The organism is Novosphingobium marinum, from assembly GCF_013408095.1.
GTDB lineage: Bacteria > Pseudomonadota > Alphaproteobacteria > Sphingomonadales > Sphingomonadaceae > Novosphingobium > Novosphingobium marinum.
This window is the reverse complement of record NZ_JACBZF010000003.1, coordinates 37,092-61,490: the sequence shown is the minus strand read 5'-3', so window position 1 is coordinate 61,490 and position 24,399 is coordinate 37,092. Positions and strand designations below refer to the sequence as shown.

The window sequence follows — 24,399 nt, the reverse complement described above, 5'->3', positions numbered from 1 at the left end:
GAGACCGCCATGACCGACACCAAGACCCGCACCCGTCCTGCCGCCGTCATCCTGACGCCCGCCGCCGAAGAGCGCGTGGCGCACCTGATGGGCAAGGCCCCCGAGGATGCCATCGGCGTCAAGCTATCGACCCCGCGGCGCGGCTGTTCGGGGCTTGCCTACTCGGTCGACTATGTGACCGCAGAGGATCCGATGGACGAGAAGATCGAGACGCCCGGAGGCACCTTCTACATCGACGGCGCGAGCGTTCTCTATCTCGTCGGGAGCACGATGGACTGGCGCGAGGACGACTTCACCGCCGGTTTCGTGTTCGACAACCCCAACGCCAAGGGCGCATGTGGTTGCGGCGAGAGCTTCATGGTCTAGGACAGGAGCGCCTGCCCGCCTGCTAGCGGGCCTGCAGTTCCTCGGTGATGAAGTCGAGCAGCGCGCGGTCGAACTCGTCGACCATGCCGTTGGCGTCCATCAATGCGTTGAGCCATTCCTGTTCGTGGCGTTCGACCTCTCCGGCCTGCGCGACCCGCTCGTCGAGCGTGGGGCCGCGATCGGCCTCGTCGCTGCGCCAGGCATCGAGGAACGATCCGCGCGCGGCATGGCGCGCCACCTTGCCGAAGAACCGCCCGAGATCGGGGTCGGCATCGTTCATGAAAGCGTCGAGCTCGGCCGCGCGCTCGCGCGAAACCGGCAGGTGGGCGGTGAAGCCCATCAGGAAATTGCCGACTCCCTGCACGAAGAGGCGCTTCCATTCGGGCGTGTTGTCCTTGCCGAGAGTCGCGTCCTTGATACGGAACAGCAATTCGGCTTCGCGCTTGCTGACGGCGGCGGGACGCTCGCTGGCGCTGGCGAAGATGATGCGGCGCATGAGCCTCGCCTCGGCCTCGGTCACATTGCCCTTTTCGAGCCGGCCGCCGCAGCGGGTAACGCCCTCGCCTTCAAGAACGGCGCGTTCGATCTGCTCGAGCGCGTAGTCGCGCAGGCGTTGCGGCACCGCGTAGGATCGCTCGAACAGCCGCACGAGCAGCTCCAGCTCGGTGATCGATTCGAGACGTCCGTCATGGTCGATGCGGGCCATCAGCCAGTCGGCCTGCTCCTCGCTGACGTAGCCCCTAGGTTCGATGCCATCGACGATGAAATGACCGAGCGCCTCGACGAAGAAGTCTGACCATTCGCGCGTCGGTTCAGCAAGGCGGTAATTCGCCTCGAAAATGGCGTCGGCCTCGTGCGGCTCGATCCTGCCGCTGGCCCAGCCGGCGCGGCGCAGCGCGAGAATGTCGCTGTCGGAAATGACGCCGTCGGCTGCCGCCTGCTCGGCGATTTCGCGAAACTGCATGGTCATGCGTGAACAAGCCCCTTCGATATGCGGGGCCTTCTTGCCGCAATAAGCTTAAATCCGGGTTATCAACCGCCGCGCAGTGCGGCCACGCAGGCGGCGCGATCGACTTCGCGTCCGTCCGACGCGCGGCGGGCGTCGACATAAGTGGCGATCGGCTCCTTGTAGCCTTCCACGGGGTACAGGTAGATGTCGAGCACGCAAGCCTGCCCGCTATATTGCAGCTTGCGCGCATCGCCTTCCCACACGTCGAGCCGGGCCTGCCCGAACTGCCGGCCGAGTGCATCGGCATCGACGCCGACGACGTTTTCCAGTCCGGGCATCATCTGCAATCGCGCCGCGCGTGGCGGGAGCTTGGCAGGTTCGCGCACGGTGACGGGGCGGGTGGGGGCAGCAACGCCGCCCCCCGTCGAAGCGCAGGCGGAGACGAGAGGGACAAGGGCGATTGCGGCGAACAGGTCACGGCGCATGGGCTGGAACTTTCTTGCGATGGAAAAGGTGCGCCGCCATCGCCGCTCCCAGCACGGGAGCGAGCAGGTTGGCGACGGGAACGATGAGCAGGCCGGCAACGATGCCGCCCATCACGAAGCGCTCGAGGCGCGAAAGCGGCAGGCCCTCGGCCGGATCGTGACGGTGCCGCTGCCAGACCATCTCGGTCAGCTCGCGACCGAGGAGGACCGCATTCACCAGCCAGAACAGGATCGCAGTACCCACGCCGGTGACGAGCAGCAACAGCGCGACCGGCAGTACGAGGAGGTTGACGGCAAGCGCGCGGATCGCGCCGCGCAGGCCGTTCGCGAGCTCCTCCCGCCAGCCGAGCGTGCGGGCGTTCGCCATGGCATGAGGGTAATGCCGCGCCTCCACGGCCAGCACGACTTCGTCGGCGTAGAATTGCAGCACGGCAAGGGCGAGGATGCGCCACAGCAGCCAGCCGCCGATAACGACGAGGATGACGGCGGCGATCCCGCGAACCCCGCCGGCTCCTGCGAACGCCGTATCGGTCAGGCCGCCGGTCGCGAAGAGCGCGTCGAGGCCGTACCAGGCCACCGTGCCGATCGCGGCGAACAGCAGAAGAGTCACCACGACGCACTTCAGGAGGATGCGCAGCACCCTCGGATCGGCCAGCTGGCCCAGCGCGAGTGCGAAGGCATGGAGCATCGCACCGGGTGATGCGCACGGCAGCGCGCCCTGTCAATCGGATGCGGCCTTGCGGGGCGGCGGACGGGCCGTTAGTCGCGGGCAGCCGACTTCTTCCCGAACTGAAAGCGCGAGGTACTTCCCGTATGTCCCAGCCCTCCAAGGATGTCATTGCCATCGGCAATGCGATCGTCGACGTCATGGCCCCGTGCGAGGACGAGACGATCGAGCGGCTGGGCATGACGCGGGGCGGCATGACCCTGATCGATACCGACCAGGCCCGCTCGCTCTACGGAGAAATGGGACCCGCGCGCGAAATATCCGGCGGATCGGCGGCCAATACACTGGCGGGCCTCGCCGCAATCGGTGCGGACTGCGCCTTCATCGGACAGGTCGCGCAGGACCAGCTGGGCGAAGTCTTCGCACATGACATCCGTGCGGCGGGGATCGCCTTCGCGACCGAGGCGCGCGCAGGCGACCCGCCCACCGCACGCTGCCTCATCTTCGTGACGCCCGATGGCCAGCGCACGATGAACACTTTCCTGGGCGCTTCACAGTACCTTCCCGCCGAAGCGCTCGATCTCGAAGCCATCGCCGATGCCGCCCTGCTCTACCTCGAGGGCTATCTCTGGGATCCCGAGGAACCGCGTGCCGCCATGCGCAAGGCGATCGCGGCCGCCCGGGATGCGGGCCGCAAGGTCGCCTTCACGCTGTCGGACGCTTTCGTGATCGACCGCCACGGCGACGATTTCCGCAAGCTGATCGCGAACGGAGATATCGACATCCTGTTCGCGAACGAGGTCGAGCTCGCCTCGCTTACCGGCAAGGACGATTTCGACGAAGGCATTGCCGCGCTCGCGCCTCAGGTGCCAGTGCTCGTCGTCACCCGCAGCGAGAAGGGCGCGGTCGCAGTCTCCGGAAGCGAGCGGGCCAGTGTCGCGGCCGAACCCGTCGACAGGGTCGTCGACACGACCGGTGCGGGGGACCTGTTCGCCGCCGGCTTCCTGTTCGGCCACGTTCGCGGCAAGTCGCTTGAGGATTGCCTGCGCATGGGGGCGATCTGCGCTTCCGAGATCATTTCGCACTACGGCGCGCGGCCCGAGGCCGACCTCAAGGCGCTGATCGAAAAGCGGATGGGCTGACGGGGGCCGGTCCGGTGGACAGGGTCGCTCTCATCGATTTCGAAGCAAGCTGCCTGCCGGCTCATGGAGCATCCTTTCCGATAGAAGTGGCGCTCGCCCGCACCGACGGATCGAGTCACACATGGCTTATTCGCCCCCATCCGCGCTGGGAGCACTGGGACTGGACCCAGGAGGCCGAGGACCTGCACGGGATCACCCGCAAGATCCTCGAAAAGGATGGCGAGGCGCCCGAAAAGGTCCTTGCCGAACTGGCGGAGGCGGCGGACGGCTGCAACGTCTTTGCCGATGCCGAACTCGATGCCTACTGGCTCGAGGTTCTCGCGAGTGCGGTGAGGAAGCCGGTGCCATTTCCGATCCGCTTCCTCGGCGAACTGTTCGTCGAGCGCGGCTTCACGCGCGAACAAGTGACCGACGCTCTCGACGAGGCGAAGGCCCAGCTTCCGCGTGAACACGTCGCGCGCGACGACGCAAAACGCCTCGCGCTTGCCGTTCGCCTGCTGCTCGAGAGCCGAGAGGAAACGGCGGGCTAGCTTTCCGAGGCTTCGCGCTCGACTTCGCGCCAGCCGATGTCGCGGCGGCAGAAACCATCGGGAAACCCGATCCGGTCGACCGCTCCGTAAGCGCGGGCCTTCGCTTGCGTGACCGATGCGCCGCGTGCGGTGACGTTGAGGACGCGCCCGCCGCTCGCCACCAGCGTTCCGTCGGCATCGAGGCCGGTTCCGGCGTGGAAAACTTTCGTACCGTCGGTTTGCGCACCGGCCAGGCCCGAAATCGCGCCGCCTTTCTTCGGCGTGGCGGGATAGCCCTCGGCCGCCATGACCACGGTCAGCGCTGTATCGCCCGAAAAGCGCGGATGCTCCCCCCGCGCGAGGCGGTTTTCGGCGCACGCGAGGAGGTGTTCGCCCAGATCGCTCTCGAGCCGCATCATCAGCACCTGGCACTCGGGATCGCCGAACCGGCAATTGTACTCGATGAGCTTCGGACCCGTGGCAGTCAGCATCAGGCCGGCATAGAGCACACCCGAATAGGGCATGCCCTGGTCGGCCATCTCGCGCACGGTCGGGGCGATGATCCTTTCGATCACTTCGCCCTCGATCATCGGCGTCAGCACCGGGGCCGGGCTGTAGGCGCCCATTCCGCCGGTGTTCGGTCCGCTGTCGCCTTCGCCGACGCGCTTGTGATCCTGTGCGGTCCCGAACGGCACGATGGTACTGCCGTCGGTCAGCGCGAAGAAGCTCGCTTCCTCGCCCTCGAGGAATTCCTCGATCACCGCCTCGGCGCCGGCATCTCCGAACCGGCCGCCGAAGATGTCGCGCACCGCATCTTCGGCTTCTTCGCGCGTGGTGGCGACGGTCACGCCCTTGCCGGCAGCCAGCCCGTCCGCCTTGACCACGACCGGCGCTCCGAAACGGTCGAGCGCGGCCATCGCCGTCGCCTCGTCGGTTGCGCGCACGTATCCGGCAGTGGGGATACCCGCACGTACGCACAGGTCCTTGGTGAAGCCCTTGCTTCCCTCTAGCTGCGCGGCGGCCTTGCTCGGCCCGAAGACAGCGACGCCCTGGCCGCGCAAGGCATCCGCAAGCCCATCGACAAGCGGCGCCTCGGGGCCGATGACGACGAGGCCGATGCGGCGCTCCTCGCAGAACGCCACGACGGCTTCGTGATTGGCCGCATCGAGCGAGACGCAGTCCGCGCACTCGGCGATGCCGGGATTGCCGGGCGATGCGAACAGCTTGGCGCAGTGCCGGGATTGCGCGAGCTTCCATGCCAGTGCATGTTCGCGCCCGCCCGAGCCGAGTAACAGGATATTCATGACCGGACCTTCGTCCCTTCCAGATGACAATTCGGCGCCGCTCGTAGCGAAGGCTGACGCCGGCGACAACGCCGCGCCGTTTTCGGTGAGCGAGCTTTCGGCGCTCCTCAAGCGCACGGTCGAGGACCGGTTCGGGTACGTACGGTTGCGCGGCGAGCTTTCGGGCGTCAAGCGCGCGGCGTCGGGGCACTTCTACTGCTGCCTGAAGGACGACAAGGCGGTGATCGACGGCGTGATGTGGCGCGGGACGGCGCAGCGCCTCTCTTTCGGCCCCGAAGACGGCCTGGAAGTAATCGCAACCGGAAAGCTGACAACCTACCCGGGGCGCTCGAAGTACCAGATCGTGATCGAGAGCATGGAAATAGCGGGCGAGGGCGCTCTGCTGGCGCTGCTCGCCAGGCTGCGCGCGCGGCTCGAGGAAGAAGGCCTGTTCGCGCGCGAACGCAAGCGAGCGCTGCCGTTCCTGCCGCGCGTCATCGGTGTCGTCACCTCGCCCACGGGTGCCGTGATCCGCGACATCCTGCACCGCTTGTCAGACCGGTTTCCGACGCACGTGATCGTCTGGCCGGTGCAGGTTCAGGGCGAAGGCGCAGCCGCGCAGATCGCTTCGGCCGTTCGGGGTTTCTCGGCGCTTTCGGAGGACGGTCCGGTTCCGCGTCCCGACCTCGTCATCGTGGCGCGCGGAGGCGGTTCGATCGAGGATCTGTGGGCCTTCAACGAGGAGGTCGTCGTCAGGGCGATCGCCGACTGCTCGATCCCGACGATCTCGGCGGTGGGTCACGAAACCGATACGACGCTTGCCGATTTCGCGGCCGACATGCGCGCACCGACGCCCACGGCAGCGGCCGAGATCGCGGTTCCGGTGCGCGGGGAACTCGCCGCGCAGATCGACGAACTGGCCTTTCGGATGCGGCGCTGCGCAACCCGGCCCGTCTTGCTGGGGCGTGAACGGCTCGAAGCCCGCGCGCAGCGACTTCCCAGGCCGCAGGCCCTGCTGGAATCGGCGGCCCAGCGGCTCGACGAGGCGGGCGAGAAACTGCGCCGCGGTCTTTCCGACAGGGCCGCCGCGGCGCAGCGGCGGCTCGACCAGGCGGCGGACGGGCTATCGCTGCCGGTCCTGCGCCAGCGCCTTGTGGCCGAGCGGCAGCGGCTGGAGCGTTCCGGGCTGAATGTGCGACTGCTCTCAAGGCGTCATGCGCAGGCAACGGACCGTTTCGCGGCGCTAGCCCGGGTGTTGCCGCAACTCGATCCCGACAAGCCGCTCGATCGCGGCTTCGCGCGTGTCCTTTCCGCGTCGGGCGAGACGCTGACGAGCCACGATGCTGCGTCGCGCGAGGCTGCGCTCGTTCTCAAGTTCCGCGACGGCAAGCTTGCGGTCTCGGTCGGCGCGAAGAAGACACGCAAGGCGCCGGTTGCGGGCGACAATCCGAAGCAGGGGGATTTGTTTTAGGCCTCGTCGCTTCTATATCGGGGACATGCTGATGTCCTCGAAAGATCGCCCCGCCCGCCTGGAATACGGCCCCAACGGATTTCGCGTCCTGTCCGCAGGAAGCCACGTCTCATGCGCCGTCACCGGTGAGCCTATCGCGCTGGAAGCCCTTCGCTACTGGAGCGTCGAGCGTCAGGAAGCCTATGCCAGCCCGGAGATCGCGACCCGTCGACTGTTGGGGGATGCGTGAACCTGCGTTTTCCGCTGATCGTGGGCGGGCTGGCCGCCGTTGTTGCGACCGCAAGCTGCGTTGCTGCGGGTAGCGGTTCGGACGAGGTGGCGGTTGCGCCTGCCGCGCAGCCTCCGCGTGCCGCGGTGCAGCTGCCGGAGCCGCCGCAACCGGTCCGGCCCGCCGAGTTCGAATTTGCAGGCGAGCTCACGCAAGGCGGCTGGATACGGGGGACTGCGCCCGGCGGTGCCACGGAGGTGCTCTTCAACGGCGAGCCCCTCGTTCTCGACGACGATGGCAAGTTCTTCGCGGCGTTCGATCGCGATGCGGGAGGTGTCGCGACACTTACTGCCGTGCTGCCTGATGGCAACCGGGTGAGCCGCGCGATCGAGGTTTCGCCCCGCGACTGGGACATCGAGCGCGTCAACGTCGCGCGCCGTTCAGGCGGCGCGACCGAAGCGTTCATGCGCGTCCGGCGCCCCGAACTTGCACGGATCGTCTCGGCGCGCGCGATGGTCACCGGCGCACAAGGCTGGCGGCAGGACTTCATCTGGCCGGTCGAGGGTCGCATTTCGGGCATGTTCGGTTCGCAGCGCATCTATCGCGGCGAGCCCGGAAGCTATCACAGCGGCATCGACGTCACGACCGGTACGAGCGGCACGCCTTTCGTGGCACCTGCTGACGGCATCGTGATCCTCGCGACCGACACGCCGTTCTCGCTCGAAGGCAACCTTCTCATGATCGACCACGGGATGGGCTTGAACAGCGCATTCCTCCACAGCTCCGAAATCCTCGTGCGCGAGGGCGACAGGGTGCAGCAAGGGCAGGTCATCGGCAGGATCGGTGCCACCGGGCGCGCGACCGGTCCGCACCTGCACTGGAGCATCAAGTGGCGCGACGCGCGGATCGATCCGATCCTGCTGACCGGCCCGATGTCCTGAGCGCAAGCGCGGCACGGCAATTGCCTTGTCGCGCGGCTTGAAATTCGACTAAGCCCGCCGGCGTGCGGGGCTTCGTCATTTCCATGATCCTTGCGATCGCCCTGGCGCCGACCGTCTGGCTGCGCGAGGATCTTCCGCCGCGAGTTGAGACACTGGCCCTCACCTACGCGCCCGTCGCCCTTCCGGACGAGCGGAGGCTTGCAGGCCAGCTAGGCGAATTCCGCCTCGAGAAAATCTGGCACCTCGATAGCAAACACCACGGTTTCGGCGGCTTTTCCGCCCTCGTGCCGCTGGCGGACGGGCGCTTCATGGCATTCAGCGACAGGGGCTGGCAAATGGCCTTCTCGCCACCGGGCGAGCCAGAAGCCGACCCGAGCCTCGAACCCGTCCTGAAGCAGCCTCAAGAAGTGAAGGCGAACGGCGATGTCGAGGCGGCGACGGTCGATCCGGAAACCGGAAAGGTCTGGCTGGGCTGGGAAAGCCGCAATGCGATCTCGCGCCTCGATGCCGACCACCGCCTCGAACGGATGGAGCAGTTGCCGCAAATGGCCGACTGGGGAGCGAATTCCGGCCCGGAAGCCATGACGAGGCTGTCCGATGGCCGCTTTGTCGTGTTGCGCGAGGGGTTCAGCGGTCTGTTCGAGGATCGCCGGCACAAGGCCCTGCTCTTCGACGACGATCCGGTTCTTGGCGGTCGCGGCGCCGAATTCATCTTTGCGGGACCGGCGGACTACAGCCCGACCGACATGGCCCAGCTTCCCGATGGCCGCGTGCTCATCCTCATGCGAAAGCTCCTCTGGCCATTGCCGGCGCGATTCGCCTGCCTCATCCTGATTGCCGATCCCGAAGCGATAAAGGCTGGCGCAACCTGGAGCGGGGAGGTGGTCGCGCGCCTGTCCTCGGCCCTTCCCGTCGACAATCTCGAGGGGCTGGCAATCACTCCCGGCAAGGCCGACCGTGCGACGGTCTGGCTGATTTCCGACGATAACGGCGCGGCATTCCAGCGCACGCTGCTGTGGAAGCTGAGCGTCGACCCGGCGAGGCTGCCGCAGGCAAGCAAAAAGGCGCGCGACCACGGCCGCACGCCTTGATCCGGGCCTGTCAGGCCGGAAGAAGCCTCAGGCGGCTTCCTTCTGCTTCTTGCGAAGCTCGCGCTTCACCTTGAGCGCGCGCGGGCTGAGCTTGCCGTCCGCGGTCTTCAGCAGCCAGTTGTCGAGGCCGCCGTTGTGCTCGACCGAGCGCAGGCCATGCGTCGAAACGCGGAACTTGAAGCTGCGGTCCAGCGATTCGGACAGCAGCGTCACGTTCTGCAGGTTGGGCAGGAAGACGCGCTTGGTCTTGTTGTTGGCGTGGCTGACGTTGCAGCCGACCTGGCGGCCTTTGCCGGTCAGTTCGCAGATGCGGGACATTGTCTTTCTCGCTCGAAAAATTCGTTGCCGTTGGTACGGGAAGGCGCGCCCTTACCGATTCACCGGGGCAAGGTCAAGTTGCGCAAGGGTCGACAGGGCGCTAGCGCCGCCGGGATGACCCGCTGGCCGCTTCCCGAACCCATGGCGCGCGCGCTCGCCGAAGCGCAGGCTGCGGCCGAGGCGGGCGAAGTGCCCGTTGGCGCGGTCGTGGTCAAGGATGGCGAAGTCGTCGCATCGGGCCGAAACGCCCCGCGTGCGCGCCACGATCCGACGGCGCACGCCGAGATCCTCGCTATTCGCGCTGCTGCCGACCGCCTGCAGGACGAGCGGCTTTCCGGTTGCGAACTGTGGGTGACGCTCGAGCCGTGCGCGATGTGTGCGGGCGCGATCTCGCACGCACGGATTGCGCGACTCTATTACGCGGCTCCGGACCCGAAAGGGGGCGCGGTGGAACACGGAGCGCGCGTCTTCGAGCAGGCGCAGTGCCTCCATTGGCCAGAAGTCTATCCGGGTATCGGCGAGGCGCAGGCGGCCGCCATTCTCCGCGAATTCTTTCGCGAAAGGCGCTAGAGCCCGCGCCATATCCTGATCGAGGCGCCGTCCGCGGGGCCCAGGGTCCGACGGCCACAGGCGGTCGGCATGAAGTTCCGGCCATAGCAGAGCCTGATCCCTCTCAGCCATCCGGTGCGGCTCGTCTCGATACCGATCTGGTTGCGCTTCCAGCCGCGATTGGCGCGCAGGAACGCGGTGCGAAGGTCGCCGGCGGTCAGGTCGTCCTTGCGGGACAGATAGTCGGCGTCCGGCCATCGCAGCGAACGCCAGAGGATGCCGCTCACCTTGAAATAGGTTTCGGGATTTTCCGTCATGCAGCTGCCGTGCTTGGCCCATTCATGCTCGAGCAGCCATGGAACCGGCGTCATGCACAGGTTGCGGCGGATGAGGCCGGGTGACGGTCGCGGCGTGAGCGAGCACCACTGCGGAGGCGGGCCGGAACGCGCCTGCGGCCACAGTCCGTGGAGGACGAAGCCGAAGCGGCCGTTGCGGCCGGAACACTGGATCGAAGAGCGGTTGCCGCCCATCTTGCAGTATTCGGGCGACCAGCTTGCTGCGAGGATGTAGCCGCCCACCGGGGTCTTACGGGCGGGCCCGTCGGGCTTTGCCGGGCGGACGGGTTCGAGCTTTTGCGGCAACCGGCACTGGTAGGCCTGACCATAGGCCGATACCGGCAGCGCAAGCGCAAGTGCGATCGCCGCGAGCAGCCTCATAGCGGCGAGAAGTCGAGTCCAATATCGGCGGCGGGCGCGCTCTGGGTGAGACGACCGACAGAGATGAAGTCCACGCCGGTCGCCGCGATTGCGCCGATGGTTTCCAGCGTCACGCCTCCCGAAGCTTCGCAGGGCACACGCCCGGCAACAACTTCGAGTGCCTTGCGGATGGTACCGGGTTCCATGTTGTCGAGCAGGATGTCGGTCGCCCCGGCACCGATGGCAGGTTCGATCTGGTCGACCCGGTCGACCTCGCAGATGATCCGCTTTACTCCTGCGGCCCTGGCCCGACCGACCGCCTCGGCAACGCCGCCTGCCACCGAGACGTGGTTGTCCTTGATCATCGCTGCGTCCCACAGGCCCATGCGGTGGTTCTGCGCGCCGCCCATCCGGGTCGCGTACTTTTCGAGGAAACGCAGGCCGGGTATGGTCTTGCGCGTATCGAGGAGCACGGCCTTCGTATCGCCCATGGCCTCGACATATTCGCGAGTCATCGTTGCGATGCCGGAGAGGTGCTGCACGGTATTGAGGGCGCTGCGTTCGGCGGTGAGCATGGCGCGCGCATGGCCCGACAGCCGCATGATGTCCGTGCCCGGACCGACGACGTCTCCTTCGTCGAACAGGATCTCGATCTCCATCCCGGGGTCGAGGCGGCGGAAGAACGCTTCCGCGATGGGCAGGCCCGCCACGACGGTTTCGTGCCGCGCGTCCATCACGCCGGCAAAGCGGGCCTCGGCCTCGATCACGCTTTCGGACGTCACGTCGTGGCCGCCGCCCGGCATGTCGAGACCGAGGTCTTCCGCAAGGGTGAGGACGACGAACGCTTCGAGATCGAAGCCGGGCAGGCTGAAGGCAGTCATGGCTCAGCCTTGATTGCAGACCTGACGTTGGGCGTCGAGAGACGTGCCGGACGTTATCCCGGCCTTTCGAGGGTCAGTGGACGAAGCGCGCGATGACGTCGCGGTAGGACCGGCTGACCTTCACCTGCGCCCCCGAATCGAGCACGAGGAAGCATTCGCCGTTGGTATGCGGCTTGACCTGGCGGACCTGGTTGAGATTGACGATGGTCGAGCGGTGGACGCGCTGGAACATGCGCGGGTCGAGCCTTCGTTCGAGGTCCTTCATCGTCTCGCGCAAGATTAGCGAGTTGTCGGCCGTGCGAATGCACATGTAATCGCCGGCAGCCTCGATATGCTCGATGGTGTCGACATCGATCCGGAAGATCTGGCCGCGGTCCTTGATGTTGATGAGCTTTTCGTACCGGTCGCCGCCGGTCTCGGCCTCGGCGGGCATCTGGTCCATCGCGTCGGGCGCGACTTCGGCGAGGACGCTCTTCAGCTTCTCGGCCTCGTCCGCGGAGCGCTTTTCGGCGATGCGGGTGCGTACGCGGGCGAGCGTGTCGGCGAGCTTGTCCTCCTCGACCGGCTTCATCAGGTAGTTGACGGCGTTCGCCTCGAAGGCGCGCACGGCATGTTCCTGGTAGGCGGTAACGAAGACGAAGAGCGGCGGCTCGATCTCCATAACGCCCTTCACGACGCTGAAGCCGTCGAAACCGGGCATCTGGATGTCGAGGAAGACAAGGTCGGGCTTTTCCGTCTTGATCTTGCGTATCGCCTCGCGGCCGTTCGAGCAGGTGTCGATGATCTCGACATCCTCGAACTTCTCAAGACGCAGTTGCAGGCCCTGGATGGCCAGCTTCTCGTCATCGACTATGATGGTGCGAATGGTCATGCGCTGGTGTCTCGATCTGAAAAACGAAGCCGCGGCGCAAAGGTTTCCTTCACTCGGCCGCGGCGGCGAGCTTGGGCTGGGCGGGAGCCTCTTCTACCTGCTCCCGCCGTTCGACGGGTATCTCGATGATGACGGCGAAGCCTCCACCGGGTGGCTCCGTGGTTTCGAAACGGTGGTTCTCGCCATAGGCCTGGACAAGCCGGTCGCGGATATTGGCAAGGCCGACGCCGGTCGAGACAGGTTCGCCTCCATCGTAAGTGACGCCGGACAGCCTGTTGCGGGTAATGCTGCTTTGCAAGCCCGGTCCGGTATCCGAGACGGTAACGCGAAGTCTGTTCCCGACAAGCTGAGCCGCGATGGTGATTTCGGCCCCGCTTTCCTGCGGGGACACGGCGTACTTGATCGCGTTCTCGACAAGCGGCTGGAGCAGGAGCGACGGCAGGAGCGCCACTTCGGTCTCGGGATCGATGCGGAAATTGGTGCGCAGGCGGTCCTCGAACCGCATCCGCTCGATATCGAGGTATAGCTTCAGCGTCTCGACCTCCTGCGCAACCGTGACCCGCCCCGTCGGCTCGTTGATGAGCGTGTAGCGCAGGAACGACGACAGGCGGCTCAGCATCGCGTTCGCCGGCTCTGTCTGCTTCAGAAGAACCAGGGTGGAGATCGAGTTGAGCGTGTTGAACAGGAAGTGAGGATTGAGCTGGTAGCGCAGCATCGCCAGCTGCGCGCTTGTCGCCTGGTTCTCCAGCCGGATGAGCTGGTCGTTCTGTTCCTCGACCTGCAGGAAGAAATTGATCGCGTAATAAAGCGCCGACCATGCCCCGAGCAGCGTCGCATCAAGGTAGAACACGCCGATCAGCAACTGTGCGAAACTTGCCTCGCTTTCAGAGCGGTAGAGCGAGATGACCCATGCATCGATGAAGGCATGAAGGCCGACCGCGAACGGCAGCACGAGGGCGGTGACGCCCCAGGTCACGAGCGGGCGGCGGGCGATGAGCTGGCGATAGATGACCGCCAGGATCAGCGAGATCGAGAAGCCTGTGATCGTCGCGATGAGGACGAGGACGAGGAACGATGCGGGCTGGTCGTTGGCGACTGCCGACATCGCGCGCAGCAGCATCGCTCCGCCCCAGCCGGCGAACTGCAGCCGCCAGAACGCCTTGTTCTTGTTGGCGAAGAACGGCATCGGCTGGAACGGAAGTACGGCCATGGCGCTGTTTTAGCCCGAACGCCGGATTGCGCGAAACGGCAATGCGGTCCTTGCCGCCGATCTCATGCGCCGCCCTGTTCCTCGATGGCCCGCGAAAGCGTCTCGACCCCGACCGCCCCGGCCATGATGCTGTCGCCGACGATCCAGCTGGGTGTGCCGTTGAACCCTATTCGCCGTCCGAGATCGAGGTTTCCGGCAAGCTCGGCCTCGATTGCCGGGTCGCGCGCGTCCTGCCGGGCCCTGGCGAGATCGAGCCCGGCGGCGCGTGCGGCGGCTTCTATGGTGGCATCCGAAGGGCGCCCAGCCGCGAACATCGCGTCATGGAACGCGGCGTACTTGCCCTGCCGTGCGGCTGCGAGCGCCATGCGTGCGGCATCCGTGCTTTCGGGCGAGAGGATCGGCATTTCGCGCATCACGACCCTCAGATCGGGGTTGGCCGCGATCAGCTGCTTCACGTGCTCCACGCTCTGGCGGCAGTACCCGCAGGCGTAGTCGGAAAACTCGACGAGCGTGACCGATCCCTTCGGATTGCCGAGCACGGCACCGGGGAAGGGCGTCTCGACTTCGTCGCGGATGCCCGAAAGCTGTGCCGCGCTTTCGCGGCGCTGCAGGTTCTCCATCGCCTGCGGCAGGATTTCCGGATTCTCGAGGATGTAATCGCGCACCACGTTCTCGACCGCGGTCCGATCGCCGGGGCCGAGCGAGCCGCCGGAACCCGCGTGCGCGAACCAGCCGATCGCTCCGCCCAGCAACAGCACGGGGATGGCAAGAGCGAGCAGCCATTTCGGATCGCGGTACGTGGAGCCCCTGTCGGTCATGGTCCGGCGCTACCGGTTCTTCTTGCGACGTTCAATCTCGCCGCGCGCCTGCAGGGCGATGTCCTGTGCCCGCAGCCAGTCGGGCGAGCCTGCGGGAAGCCCCGCCTCGGCGGCCTCGGCGCTGCGCAGCGCCTGCGCGTACTGGCGCTGCATCACCTGTTGCTCGGCGCTGGCGAGGCGCGCGCGCGGCATGTCGCCGTTGGCCGCATAGACGACGCCGAGCTGGTACCAGGCGAAAGGGTTTTCCCGGTCGCGCGCGACTGCCGCCTTGAGCACGCGTTCGGCTTCGATGAAGTTCTCGCGATCCTCGGTGGCGATCAGCGCGTGCCCGAAAAGCGTGGCGATGAGCGGCTGGTTGCCCGTCATCTCGGTAGCGCGCCGCAACGGCTCGAGAGCTTCCGTGGGGCGCCCGTTCTCGAGCAGGATCTGCCCTTTCAGTTCGAGGAAATAGGGGTTGGCGGGATCGTCGGCGAGGAGGGCGTCGGCTTCCGCCATTGCCTTGTCGATGTGCGCCTGCTTGTGAAATGCATAGGCGCGGGCGTAGCGGGCCGGCGTGTCGTTCCGGGTCTCGGGATAGGTGCGCAGCGTGTCGTTCGGCTCGGCAAGGTAGCCGAACAGCTTGGCCTTGGCACGCGTGAACCGCGCCTCGAGCTCAGGATTGCTCGGCTCGTTCCAGGCGGGATCCTTGGCATAGGTGTCCGAAAGGGTCGCGATACGGTCGCTGGTCATCGGGTGCGTCGAAAAGAACTCGTCGCCGGCGCGGGGGCGGTATCCGTAACGGTATTCGAGGTTCTCGAGCTTCTTGAAGAACTCGATCGAGCCCCTTCCGCTGATACCGGCATCGGAAAGATACTGGGCCCCTGCGGCGTCCGCGCTCGATTCCTGTGAGCGGTTGTAGGCGAGGAACTTGCCCATCGCTGCCTGCTGGCCTGCCATCAGCACGCCCATTGCTGCTTCGCCGCCGCCCGCCGCCGCCGCAGCGGCCCCGAGGAGTAGCGACAGGATGCTGATGCCGCTGGCAGCCTTCCCGCCCGGGTTGAAGACGGCGTGGCCACCGGTGACGTGGCCGAGTTCGTGCGCGATCACGCCCTGCACCTCGTTCGCGGTGTCCGCGGCGTTGATGAGTCCGGCGTTGATATAGACCGCCTGCCCGCCCGCGACGAAGGCGTTGATCGAATTGTCGTTGATAAGGACGATATCGACATTGCGCGGGTCGAGCCCGGCAGCCTCTATCAGCGGCGCCGCCATGTCGTTGAAGAGCGCCTCGGTCTCGGCATCGCGCAGGATCGACTGCGCGGCGACAGGACGCACCGACAGTAGGAGAAGGACGACGAGGACGATCAGGCCTTGGAATGCGCGCATCTTGTCTTTCCCTAAGGCTCGCGGGCCTGAACCTGTGGTGAAGCGGCGGGATCGCTGCGGGCGGCCTCGACCACCGTTTGCGTCTCGCCGTGATCCGAAAACCCCAGCGAGCGAAGGAAATCGGCCTCGACGTCGTAGTTCTCGCCGATCCACAAGGGCACGCCCGCCCTGTCGATCGCCTCGAGCGCCGCCTGCTCTTCATCGCCGATCGCCGCTCCGGGCGCCTTGCGGATGAAGACGCCGGCGATGCTGTCAGGATGCGCCTGTACCGCCTCCGCCCAGGCCAGTGCATCGGCCTGTGTGCTGTCTCCGATCAGGGCGAAACGCATGCCTTCGTAGAATTCCACGAGCTTGCCGACTGCGGCGGCCTTGTGCCTCCCATGCCCCTTGCCGCCCAGCGTCGCCCGGTCGAAGCCCCAGTCGCGCAGCATCATCGGTCCCTGCGGCAGGCCATGCGCCTGTTTGAAGGCCAGGAGATAGTCGAACAGGTTCCACGGGCTGGAAGAAACGTAGAAGAACGGCCTGCGGGTTGCGGGCCGGGTTTGCCCCGCCACTCCGCCGCCGAGGCTTTCGAACAGTGCCGCCGCGCCGGGCACGGGAAGCCGCTCGCCCGGCATCTGCGCCAGTACGCGGCGCCAGTTGGAGAGCAGGTCGTGCGCGCCCGTTTCCATGATCGTGTCGTCGATGTCGGAGACCACGCCGAGGGCCTGTTCGCGACCGGGAGCGAGCACGTATCCGGCGACCTGCTGCGGCCCCTCCCGATTGATCCAGCGCAGGGTCACCGTCTCCCAGCTCGTCCGCTCGGGAAGCGGCCAGCCGGCACCCAGTGCCAGGTCGAAATGGCAAAAGCCCTCCCGGTCGGTCTTGCAGCGCGCCTCGACGGTCCGGCCGGTTTCGCTGCGCGCCTCGATGCCGACATCGAGCTCCGCGACTTCGTGCGAGGCGAAATGGCGAAACAGCGTCCGAAGCTTTGCGAAAGTGGTTTCCCGGTCCCAGTTCGGCGCGCGGGCGCGAAGGGCGCGGGCGGCCAGGACCAGCCGGCCGGTGTTCCGATAGCCGAAATAGGGACGGACGATGGCGGGGCGACCGAAGAAGGGCATCGATGCCCGTCTAGGCTACCGCTCCCCGCGTTTGAAGGGACATTGCACGTACATTACCGGCGTTTTCAGCCGATAAGGTGACGTGCCGCCTTCTCCAGAAGCGGTACATTATCTGAAATCTCGCCCAGGAAGACGACTTCGCCGTCGGGCAGGCGACGCGCAACGAGAAGTGTGAATTCCTCGCCCTCGCTCGCGACTTCGGCGAAAGTGCGCGGTTCGATCTTGCGCAGCTTGCGTGCGATACCCGGCCGAGGCGCGGTGATAAGAGCTTGCGGAGGATTGTCTCCCCTGCGCACGAGCCGCTCCTCGGCGACGAAGGCCTTGAGGCCGCCCGGCAGCGAAGACAGGTGGTCCTCCAGCGTCCCGCGCGCCATCCCGACGCGGTGCGCGTGATCGAGGGCGCAGGCATATTCCGCAAGACGCGTCTTGTCGTAACCGGCTCCGAACACCAGCTTCACGACCGGCGTCATCGGAGCGCGTTCCTGCACGGCAATTCCGGCATCTTCCAAGAGTGCCGCGAGCTGCTCGGATTCCCGCGCGGCCGAAAGCGAAAAATCGTATGCCCTGCCGATGGCGGCGTAGAGAGCGCGGCGTGAGCGCTCTTCACTGCAGCGGGCCGCTTCCGCGAGTTCGCGCGCGGAAGCAAGCGTATCCGCAAGCGTTCCGCAATCGGTGTCGGACACCGCCGTCGCCTGGCCGAACGAAGGTTCGGGGATTAAAGTATCCGGCTGCGAAAAGTCATCCGGTTCTATAGACTGCACGGGCAGCTCGGCGGGACCATCCGCCCACTCGGTCAGAGGTCCGTCCTCGCGCCGCGCCTCGGTGCGCGGCTCAAGCGCCTGGTCGATTTCCAGCAGGAGTTCGTCCGTGGTCTTCTGGTCGGCGAGTTCCTTCCAGTTGATCACGCCGTAGATGAAGTCGATCGTGTCGTCGTCGCTGGAAAACGGAAGCAGGATGCCCCGGTAGAGGATCGTCGTGCCGCGCTGATTGACGAATTCGGCCTCGAACCCGATTGGTGCCTGGTTGGCCAGAATCTGCATGTAATGGTCGGTGATGCGCGACAGCAGTGAGCGCGCCGGAACGTCGGAGAGCTGGCTGATGGTGCTGCCAGCGCCACATTCCGCTCCCAGCCTGTCGCCAAGGAACCGGATTGCCGGATCCTCCATGCCCGACGAGAAATCGAGAAGCACGCTGTAGGGCCCGAAGTCGGGCAATCGCTCCGGATCGAGATCCTCGATCGACGGAAAGTTGCGATCGGCCAGCATAGCGACCCAGAAATTGTAGGCGCGCACCTGCATGCGCCGCTCGTCCTGGCCGATAGCGACCGGAGGAACCTCGCGGTCGGATTCGTCGTCGGACAGATCGAAGTCGTGCGATTCGCCCGACCCGTGATCTTCCGGGAAATGTCCGCGCAAACTGTCCATGTGGCTTCCCCACTTGCCCTTTCGGCAAGCGTTCTCGCCCATCGTGGTGAATTAACCGTTAAGTGCGGTCAGGTTTATCGCAGGTTTTCAGAAGAGGTAGCGCATCTTGATCGACTGGTGCTCAGGTTCGCGCTCCACCGCGAAAGCGGCGCTGCGGAAACTGGGCGGGCCGAATCCTATCGGCGCATTGCGCGAGAAACCGTAGCCTTCGCGCGGGAACATGAGCCGCTTGTCTAGCCTGCCGTTGCCGTTTTCATCATGGACGATGGCGATGGCGTAACGGCCCGTCGGGACCCGTCCGAAATCGAGCTGCATGCCCTCTTCCGCCTTGAGGATCAGGGTTCGCGCTTCGGGATCCTTCTCGCAATCGGGGAAGGCGCCGGGCCGCGCCGTCAGGCAGGCGAGCACCTGCCCCTGTTCCGAGCGCAGGTTCGTGACGGTCGCGCTGACCTCTCCCGCCGGCATCGCCGCGCCGACAAGCAGCGGCACAGCGAGCGCGAGGCCTAGCGCGGCGTGGCGAGACCGCGATCGGTACTGCACAGGTGGTCCCAGAAACGGAAATAGAGCCCGTAATTGCATGAGTACTGCTCGTGATGGCGTTGATGATGGCTTGCGGTTATCAGCCAGTGGCCCAACCGCGAGTGAACGAGGCGGCGCGGGAAGATCTCCCAGCCCATGTGATTGGTGATCCCCATTACGGTCATCACGGCGAGTACCAGGCCGAGGACTCCGACGTGGATCGGAACCAGGAATACGAGGGCCGGGACGACGATGGCCCCGGTCAGCGCTTCTATCGGATGAAAGCTCATTGCCGCCCATGCCGTTGGCGGGCGGCTGGCATGATGGACCGCGTGCGCGGCACGAAATATGCGCGGCTCGTGCATGATCCGGTGCGTCCAGTAGAACCACGTGTCATGCGCGAAGAGGTATACGAATAGCGAGGCCGGCAACCACCACAGGGGCCAGTCGCCGATATCGGTGAAGATTCGCGTCCAGCCATGCGCCTGCCAGCCCCAGGCGACGATCCCTGCGGGGATGCCGTAAACGACCGCGGACATTGCCGACCATCCGATTTCGCGCCTGATCTGCGGACCGAGACCTTCGTAAAGGCCCGGCCTGGCACGTGAAGTGGCGAGCGCAAACAGGCCCGAAGTGGCGAAATAGCGGGCAAGGACGATGCCCGCCATAGCGATGGCGGAAAGCGCGGCCGCGGCCCATGCCGATGTCGTTCCGCCCATGTCCGTTTCCCGAGGTGCCCGAGGGCGACCTCTAGGATACGCGCCTGCGCTTGCCAAGACTTGCGTGCCGGTTGCGATACTGCTTCACGCTTGACAGGTGTACGAACCGCAGTCTCCCTGCACCGGGGTTTGCCGGATAGACGCCGCGACCGGCTGGTGTTCCGGTTGCCGGCGGACGCGCGCGGAAATCGCGGCGTGGCGGGACCTCGATACCGAAGCCAAGCGGGCTGTCCTCGCCAAGGTGCGCCAACGGTCGTTCTGGCGCAGGCTGTTGCGCAAGATGCGCTAGCTTTCGGTGCCCCACTGGACGGTGTACGGATCGGCCCCCGTCACCAGTCGCCGCAGCGAAGCGCGGGCTAGCCGTTCGACCTCGACCTTTCGCCGGGCGGCCGCAAGCCCGAGGAGCGGCGCGGGCCTGACGATCTCGGCATCGTAACCGTCGGCGACGATCACGCCGCACCTGTCCGGCAGGAACGCTTCGCCTTCCAGGCACCCGCGCTCCAGACCGGGCGCGAGGCCCCAGTAGAACCTGTCGCAGAATTCAAGGTAGTCAGGCCATTTTGCATCACCGAGAAGATCCGCGCGGCTGACCTTGATTTCGACGATGATGACCCGGCCCTTCCGGTCGATGCCCATGAGATCTGCGCGCCGTCCGCAACGAAGCGGCATCTCCGAAAGACACCAGACATCATTGCGAGCGAAGAGCCGGCAGATGCCGCGGGTCAGGTCCGATGCCGTCAGCCCGGCAGCGGTTTCAGTCCGGGTCGCGATAGCTGAAGAAAAGGCCATGCACCTTCATAGGAACATATGGCGAACTTGCAAGCTCTTCGCGTCAGGCGCGGCGGTACATCCCGTGGGCGCCCTTTGGCGGAGCGAGGGCAATCAGCGCATCCCGCGCGGCAAGGAATTCCTTCCACAGCGCCATGGCGGGCGCGCCGGTGTCCGCGCCCCTGGCGTGGACCGCAAGCAAGGCGGCCAGTCCCGGCTCCAACATCGCCGAAATATCGTCGATGCCCTGTTCGGCCGCTTCGCGGCGCCATCCCCCGGCGTCGCGCATCACGGCAGGGAAGTTGCGCACTTGCGCCGTCATTCGCTCGGGTTCGATGTCTGCGAGAGCGGCCACTGCCTGCGCGGCGTCGTGCAGCGCCGACCACCGCATGCTGAGCGCGCTGGCAGAACCCTGCCCGAACTGCGCCCTCCCCGATCCGGGAAGTCGCCCGCCGGTTCCCCGCGCGCTGGTCGTATCGAACGGTGTCGCGTCCATGATCCGAATCGCATACCGCGATTACGGTTGCCAAAATGCAAACGGTCGCCCGCACCGGCAATATCCGCTGGCCAGCCCGCACCCGCTCTGCTAACCGCTCCTGCCGCACGCACCCGTAGCTCAGCTGGATAGAGCGCTGCCCTCCGAAGGCAGAGGTCACAGGTTCGAATCCTGTCGGGTGCGCCAGGGCTGCGCCGGGGGCGGTCTCATTTGGGTTGAGACAGGCGGGCAGCATTGATAGTGGCAATCTATGTCAACGTGTGACCTGTGCGTCGTGCGAAACCGGGCGATCTGTTCGGCGCTCGACAGCGATGAGATAAAGGCGTTGAGCGCCATGGGCCGCAAGCGCGATCTGAGCGCTGGGGAATCGCTTATCTGGGAAGGCGAGGATTCGGTCCTGGTCGCGAACGTTGTCGACGGTGTCCTGAAACTTTCGACAAATACCGAGGACGGTCGCGAGCAGATCGTGGGTGTCGTCTATCCGTCGGACTTTATCGGGCGGCCCTTCGGCGGCACGACAGGGCACGGGGTTACGGCACTAACCGATTCACGGGTCTGCGTGTTCAGCAGGCGCGATTTCGACAACTTCGCGGCAGAGCACCCGGGGCTGGAGCGCAAGCTGCTTCAGCGGACCCTTGCCGAACTCGACAGGACTCGGCGCTGGATGCTTCTTCTGGGACGGCTATCGGCGTCCGAAAAGGTCGCTAGTTTCCTGCTCGAGATGTCCGAGCGGCTTGTCGAGCCGGGGTGTGCGACCGATGAACCTGGGGCGAAGCGCGCCTTCGTGCTGCCCTTTTCGCGCCAGCAGATTGCCGACGTCCTGGGGCTGACGATCGAGACCGTTAGCCGTCAGTTCACCCGTCTCAGGAACGCGGGCGTCATCGACCTGCCTTCCCGGCGCGAAGTCGTGATCCGCGATCCGGATGCACTTTCCGCCGAGGCGGGTTGAGCGGGCGGCTCCCTGCGCGCAGGGAGCCGGATTCCGGCCCACGCACTAAATAACGTTAGAAGCGGTAATAGACGCCGGCGCTGACGACCCATGGGTCGAGCTTGTGCTCGGTGGTCAGGACCTCGGTACCGCCCGCCTCGAAATGGGCGACGGTGTCCATGAAGTACTTCTTTCCGTCGACCGAGATGCCGAGGCCGGTGTCGTTGACCGGAATGTCGAGGCCTGCCTGTAGCGCGAACCCGACCTTGTTGCTCAGCTTGACACGATCGACGCCGAGAGCGGCCGCAGTTGCGCCGGGCTTTTCGTCGATGAAGAAGAACACCGAGGGGCCGACGCCGACGTAGGGCTTCACCGGACCGGCATTCAGGTGGTACTTCAGCGTGACCGTCGCGGGCAGGATCATGATGTGATCGATGAGCGCCGCGCCTTCCAGAGCGCCGACGCCCGAGGCGTGATGCTGGGTCAGGCAGCAGATCGTCTCCACCGACACGCTGGGCGTGGCGTAGTATTCGATCGCGACCGTCGGGATGACATTGTTGTTGATGTCGGTTTGCGCGCCCGGGGTGAGCGCCAGCGGATCGTTGCGAACCTCGGTAATCTCGCCATCGACGAGAACGCCGGTGCCGAGAAGCTTGACCTGCAGTTTGCCGTTGGGGTCGCCCGCGTGGGCGGGAGCGGTGAAAGCGGTAGCGGCCGCGAGGGCGGCCAGCAGCGTCAGTTTGCGCATTTTGCCTCATCCATCGCCGCAGTGTCCGCCCCGCGCGGACCAGGATTGTTGCGGCGGCGAACGGACCCTTCGAGCGTAACCGTCGCCGATTCCTTGATTTCGCGCAATATTCGGAAATGAGAACAAATTTCGATTGCGCGAGACGGCAATTTGATCCGCGTCAATGTCGCGGCGCAGCAAAAGCCCCAATTGCCGCCTGCATATTCAATCCATTGCGAGGGAAGGGGCATGGAAACCGTCCTCACGCGCGCCGGCTGGTGGCTGGCAGCGTTGCTTATCGCGGTCGTCGCCATGGCGGCCGCAGCCGATTCGGGATTTGCCATTCACATGGCAATCATCGCGCTCGCCGCCTTCATCGGCCTGTGGGTGAGCCTTGGCCGCACCGACTATGGCGCGCTCGCGCGGGGCTTCCTGCGCACGCCGGCGAATCCTGGCCGTTACGACGACGACCCGGTTCGGTGGGGCATCGTCGCCACGGTCTTCTGGGGCATGGCCGGCTTTCTTGTGGGGCTTTACATCGCTTTCCAGCTTGCTTTCCCCGTGCTCAACTTCGAGCCGTACCTCAACTTCGGACGGCTCCGCCCGCTCCACACCTCGGCGGTCATCTTCGCGTTCGGCGGCAATGCTCTGATCGCGACGAGCTTCTACGTGGTGCAGCGCACCTGCCGGGCTCGGCTGGCCTTCCCCGGCCTCGCCCGGTTCGTGTTCTGGGGGTACCAGCTGTTCATAGTGCTGGCCGCGACCGGCTACCTGCTGGGCATTACCCAGTCGAAGGAATATGCAGAGCCCGAATGGTACATCGACTGGTGGCTCACGATCGTCTGGGTCGCCTACCTCGCGGTATTCGTCGGCACGATCGTGCGACGCGCGGAACCGCACATCTACGTAGCCAACTGGTTCTACCTGGCGTTCATCCTGACCGTCGCGATGCTGCACGTGGTCAACAACCTCGACGTTCCTGCCAGCATCGTCGGCGCCAAGAGCTATCCGGTCTTCGCCGGCGTTCAGGGTGCGCTCGTCCAGTGGTGGTACGGCCACAACGCGGTGGGCTTCTTCCTCACTGCCGGCTTTCTCGCGATGATGTACTACTTCGTGCCGAAGCAGGCAGAGCGTCCGGTCTACTCCTATCGCCTGTCGATCATCCACTTCTGGTCGCTGATCTTCCTCTACATCTGGGCGGGACCGCATCACCTGCACTACACCGCGCTGCCCGACTGGGCGCAGACTCTCGGGATGGTGTTCTCGATCATGCTGTGGATGCCCAGCTGGGGGGGCATGATCAACGGCCTGATGACGCTGAACGGTGCCTGGGACAAGGTCCGCACCGACCCGATCATCCGGATGATGGTGATGGCGCTCGCCTTCTATGGGATGAGCACGTTCGAAGGGCCGATGCTGTCGATCAAGAGCGTCAACTCGCTGTCGCATTACACCGACTGGACGATCGGACACGTGCATTCGGGGGCGCTCGGCTGGAACGGGATGATCACCTTTGCGGCGGTCTATTACCTCGTCCCGCGGCTGTGGGAGCGCGAGCGACTGTATAGCCTGCGGATGGTGAACTGGCACTTCTGGCTCGCGACGGTGGGGATCGTCTTCTACGCCGCCAGCATGTGGGTTGCGGGGATCACCCAGGGCCTGATGTGGCGTGAATACGGGGCCGACGGTTACCTGGTGAACAGCTTCGCCGACACCGTCGCTGCGCTCCACCCGATGTACATCATGCGCGCGTTCGGGGGCATCCTCTACCTGGCGGGAGCCTGCGTCATGGTCTGGAACGTGTGGCTGACCATCGCTGGCAAGCTGCGCGAGGAAAAGCCGATGTCCGATGCGCCCCACGATCCCGAAGCCGACCGCCCCATCGCGGTTCTGGCCGAATAG

General features: G+C 65.7%; 30 protein-coding genes and 1 tRNA gene. 12 read left to right on the top strand and 19 right to left on the bottom strand.

The window, feature by feature from the left end; genetic code table 11:
• Positions 1 to 9 precede the first annotated feature (9 nt).
• Positions 10 to 366, top strand: coding sequence for a HesB/IscA family protein (locus FHS75_RS09555; protein WP_179407511.1), 357 nt, complete (start codon positions 10 to 12; stop codon positions 364 to 366).
• A 22-nt stretch (positions 367 to 388) separates the two neighbouring features.
• Here FHS75_RS09555 and FHS75_RS09550 read toward each other — a convergent pair whose 3' ends face one another.
• From FHS75_RS09550 to FHS75_RS09540, 3 genes are all read right to left on the bottom strand, one after another.
• Complete coding sequence (locus tag FHS75_RS09550; RefSeq protein WP_179407510.1) at positions 389 to 1,336, bottom strand: hypothetical protein; 948 nt, start codon at positions 1,334 to 1,336, stop codon at positions 389 to 391.
• A gap of 62 nt (positions 1,337 to 1,398) precedes the next feature.
• Positions 1,399 to 1,800: a hypothetical protein gene (locus FHS75_RS09545; protein ID WP_179407509.1), complete on the bottom strand. Its 402-nt coding sequence runs from the start codon at positions 1,798 to 1,800 to the stop codon at positions 1,399 to 1,401.
• A complete protein-coding gene (locus FHS75_RS09540; RefSeq protein WP_179407508.1) occupies positions 1,790 to 2,488 on the bottom strand; it encodes an EI24 domain-containing protein in 699 nt (232 codons plus the stop codon). The genes FHS75_RS09545 and FHS75_RS09540 overlap by 11 nt, the downstream gene beginning before the upstream one ends.
• Positions 2,489 to 2,613: 125 nt before the next feature.
• Here FHS75_RS09540 and FHS75_RS09535 point away from each other — a divergent pair, with 125 nt between their 5' ends.
• Together FHS75_RS09535 and FHS75_RS09530 are read left to right on the top strand one after the other, a co-directional pair.
• Entirely contained in the window at positions 2,614 to 3,609 is a 996-nt protein-coding gene (locus tag FHS75_RS09535; protein ID WP_179407507.1) for an adenosine kinase, read from the top strand.
• A 14-nt stretch (positions 3,610 to 3,623) separates the two neighbouring features.
• Positions 3,624 to 4,139, top strand: a complete 516-nt coding sequence (locus FHS75_RS09530) for a 3'-5' exonuclease family protein (RefSeq protein ID WP_179407506.1) — start codon at positions 3,624 to 3,626, stop codon at positions 4,137 to 4,139.
• Here FHS75_RS09530 and purD read toward each other — a convergent pair.
• Positions 4,136 to 5,422, bottom strand: a complete 1,287-nt coding sequence (gene purD, locus FHS75_RS09525; RefSeq protein WP_179407505.1) for a phosphoribosylamine--glycine ligase — start codon at positions 5,420 to 5,422, stop codon at positions 4,136 to 4,138. The genes FHS75_RS09530 and purD overlap by 4 nt on opposite strands.
• Between purD and xseA the strand changes: the two genes are divergently transcribed.
• From xseA to FHS75_RS09505, 4 genes are all read left to right on the top strand, one after another.
• Complete coding sequence (gene xseA, locus FHS75_RS09520) at positions 5,421 to 6,872, top strand: exodeoxyribonuclease VII large subunit (RefSeq protein ID WP_179407504.1); 1,452 nt, start codon at positions 5,421 to 5,423, stop codon at positions 6,870 to 6,872. The genes purD and xseA overlap by 2 nt on opposite strands.
• Before the next feature lie 25 nt (positions 6,873 to 6,897).
• The gene (locus tag FHS75_RS09515; protein WP_179407503.1) at positions 6,898 to 7,101 is read left to right on the top strand and encodes a DUF2093 domain-containing protein; all 204 of its coding nucleotides are present in this window, start codon (positions 6,898 to 6,900) and stop codon (positions 7,099 to 7,101) included.
• Positions 7,098 to 8,021 (top strand): M23 family metallopeptidase, encoded by a 924-nt coding sequence (locus FHS75_RS09510; protein WP_373284987.1) that lies wholly within the window; start codon positions 7,098 to 7,100, stop codon positions 8,019 to 8,021. Before FHS75_RS09515 ends, FHS75_RS09510 begins: the two co-directional genes overlap by 4 nt.
• Before the next feature lie 83 nt (positions 8,022 to 8,104).
• The gene (locus FHS75_RS09505; RefSeq protein WP_179407502.1) at positions 8,105 to 9,112 is read left to right on the top strand and encodes an esterase-like activity of phytase family protein; all 1,008 of its coding nucleotides are present in this window, start codon (positions 8,105 to 8,107) and stop codon (positions 9,110 to 9,112) included.
• 27 nt (positions 9,113 to 9,139) lie between these two features.
• On the opposite strand, the gene rpmB is transcribed toward FHS75_RS09505, so the two are convergent.
• Positions 9,140 to 9,430 carry a 50S ribosomal protein L28 gene (rpmB, locus tag FHS75_RS09500; RefSeq protein WP_179407501.1) on the bottom strand — a complete coding sequence of 97 codons (291 nt, stop codon included), beginning with the start codon at positions 9,428 to 9,430 and terminating at the stop codon, positions 9,140 to 9,142.
• 114 nt (positions 9,431 to 9,544) lie between these two features.
• Here rpmB and FHS75_RS09495 point away from each other — a divergent pair, with 114 nt between their 5' ends.
• Positions 9,545 to 10,000 (top strand): nucleoside deaminase, encoded by a 456-nt coding sequence (locus FHS75_RS09495; RefSeq protein WP_179407500.1) that lies wholly within the window; start codon positions 9,545 to 9,547, stop codon positions 9,998 to 10,000.
• Here the strand turns inward: FHS75_RS09495 and FHS75_RS09490 are convergent.
• The 10 genes from FHS75_RS09490 to FHS75_RS09445 all read right to left on the bottom strand — a co-directional run bounded on the left by FHS75_RS09490 (position 9,997) and on the right by FHS75_RS09445 (position 19,578).
• The gene (locus FHS75_RS09490; protein WP_179407499.1) at positions 9,997 to 10,695 is read right to left on the bottom strand and encodes a ribonuclease T2 family protein; all 699 of its coding nucleotides are present in this window, start codon (positions 10,693 to 10,695) and stop codon (positions 9,997 to 9,999) included. The genes FHS75_RS09495 and FHS75_RS09490 overlap by 4 nt on opposite strands.
• Positions 10,692 to 11,555 carry a carboxylating nicotinate-nucleotide diphosphorylase gene (gene nadC / locus FHS75_RS09485; RefSeq protein WP_179407498.1) on the bottom strand — a complete coding sequence of 288 codons (864 nt, stop codon included), beginning with the start codon at positions 11,553 to 11,555 and terminating at the stop codon, positions 10,692 to 10,694. Before nadC ends, FHS75_RS09490 begins: the two co-directional genes overlap by 4 nt.
• Positions 11,556 to 11,628: 73 nt before the next feature.
• Positions 11,629 to 12,426 carry a LytR/AlgR family response regulator transcription factor gene (locus FHS75_RS09480; protein ID WP_179407497.1) on the bottom strand — a complete coding sequence of 266 codons (798 nt, stop codon included), beginning with the start codon at positions 12,424 to 12,426 and terminating at the stop codon, positions 11,629 to 11,631.
• A 49-nt stretch (positions 12,427 to 12,475) separates the two neighbouring features.
• Positions 12,476 to 13,636 carry a sensor histidine kinase gene (locus FHS75_RS09475; protein ID WP_179407496.1) on the bottom strand — a complete coding sequence of 387 codons (1,161 nt, stop codon included), beginning with the start codon at positions 13,634 to 13,636 and terminating at the stop codon, positions 12,476 to 12,478.
• A 62-nt stretch (positions 13,637 to 13,698) separates the two neighbouring features.
• Entirely contained in the window at positions 13,699 to 14,454 is a 756-nt protein-coding gene (locus FHS75_RS09470; protein ID WP_179407495.1) for a DsbA family protein, read from the bottom strand.
• Between the two features lie 9 nt (positions 14,455 to 14,463).
• Positions 14,464 to 15,816, bottom strand: coding sequence for a M48 family metalloprotease (locus tag FHS75_RS09465; RefSeq protein WP_179407494.1), 1,353 nt, complete (start codon positions 15,814 to 15,816; stop codon positions 14,464 to 14,466).
• Positions 15,817 to 15,827: 11 nt separating this feature from the next.
• On the bottom strand, positions 15,828 to 16,916 hold the full coding sequence (locus FHS75_RS09460; protein WP_179407493.1) for a phosphatase domain-containing protein: 1,089 nt from the start codon (positions 16,914 to 16,916) through the stop codon (positions 15,828 to 15,830).
• Between the two features lie 65 nt (positions 16,917 to 16,981).
• The gene (locus FHS75_RS09455) at positions 16,982 to 18,340 is read right to left on the bottom strand and encodes a PAS domain-containing protein (protein ID WP_179407492.1); all 1,359 of its coding nucleotides are present in this window, start codon (positions 18,338 to 18,340) and stop codon (positions 16,982 to 16,984) included.
• An 87-nt stretch (positions 18,341 to 18,427) separates the two neighbouring features.
• Complete coding sequence (locus FHS75_RS09450; RefSeq protein WP_179407779.1) at positions 18,428 to 18,805, bottom strand: DUF2141 domain-containing protein; 378 nt, start codon at positions 18,803 to 18,805, stop codon at positions 18,428 to 18,430.
• Positions 18,806 to 18,843: 38 nt separating this feature from the next.
• Positions 18,844 to 19,578 carry a sterol desaturase family protein gene (locus tag FHS75_RS09445; protein WP_229735534.1) on the bottom strand — a complete coding sequence of 245 codons (735 nt, stop codon included), beginning with the start codon at positions 19,576 to 19,578 and terminating at the stop codon, positions 18,844 to 18,846.
• A gap of 97 nt (positions 19,579 to 19,675) precedes the next feature.
• Between FHS75_RS09445 and FHS75_RS17845 the strand changes: the two genes are divergently transcribed.
• Positions 19,676 to 19,867, top strand: coding sequence for a DUF1289 domain-containing protein (locus FHS75_RS17845; protein WP_179407491.1), 192 nt, complete (start codon positions 19,676 to 19,678; stop codon positions 19,865 to 19,867).
• Here FHS75_RS17845 and FHS75_RS09435 read toward each other — a convergent pair.
• Positions 19,864 to 20,367: an MmcB family DNA repair protein gene (locus FHS75_RS09435; protein WP_179407490.1), complete on the bottom strand. Its 504-nt coding sequence runs from the start codon at positions 20,365 to 20,367 to the stop codon at positions 19,864 to 19,866. The two genes, FHS75_RS17845 and FHS75_RS09435, sit on opposite strands and share 4 nt — an antisense overlap.
• 43 nt (positions 20,368 to 20,410) lie before the next feature.
• Positions 20,411 to 20,842: a hypothetical protein gene (locus FHS75_RS09430; RefSeq protein WP_229735533.1), complete on the bottom strand. Its 432-nt coding sequence runs from the start codon at positions 20,840 to 20,842 to the stop codon at positions 20,411 to 20,413.
• A 109-nt stretch (positions 20,843 to 20,951) separates the two neighbouring features.
• Between FHS75_RS09430 and FHS75_RS09425 the strand changes: the two genes are divergently transcribed.
• A tRNA-Arg gene (locus tag FHS75_RS09425) sits at positions 20,952 to 21,028 on the top strand.
• Positions 21,029 to 21,092: 64 nt separating this feature from the next.
• Positions 21,093 to 21,791, top strand: coding sequence for a Crp/Fnr family transcriptional regulator (locus FHS75_RS09420; RefSeq protein WP_179407489.1), 699 nt, complete (start codon positions 21,093 to 21,095; stop codon positions 21,789 to 21,791).
• A 55-nt stretch (positions 21,792 to 21,846) separates the two neighbouring features.
• Here FHS75_RS09420 and FHS75_RS09415 read toward each other — a convergent pair whose 3' ends face one another.
• Both FHS75_RS09415 and FHS75_RS09410 read right to left on the bottom strand, forming a co-directional pair.
• Positions 21,847 to 22,518, bottom strand: a complete 672-nt coding sequence (locus FHS75_RS09415; RefSeq protein WP_179407488.1) for an OmpW/AlkL family protein — start codon at positions 22,516 to 22,518, stop codon at positions 21,847 to 21,849.
• Positions 22,506 to 22,748 carry a hypothetical protein gene (locus FHS75_RS09410; protein WP_179407487.1) on the bottom strand — a complete coding sequence of 81 codons (243 nt, stop codon included), beginning with the start codon at positions 22,746 to 22,748 and terminating at the stop codon, positions 22,506 to 22,508. The genes FHS75_RS09415 and FHS75_RS09410 overlap by 13 nt, the downstream gene beginning before the upstream one ends.
• Between FHS75_RS09410 and ccoN the strand changes: the two genes are divergently transcribed.
• A complete protein-coding gene (ccoN, locus tag FHS75_RS09405; RefSeq protein WP_179407486.1) occupies positions 22,747 to 24,399 on the top strand; it encodes a cytochrome-c oxidase, cbb3-type subunit I in 1,653 nt (550 codons plus the stop codon). The genes FHS75_RS09410 and ccoN overlap by 2 nt on opposite strands.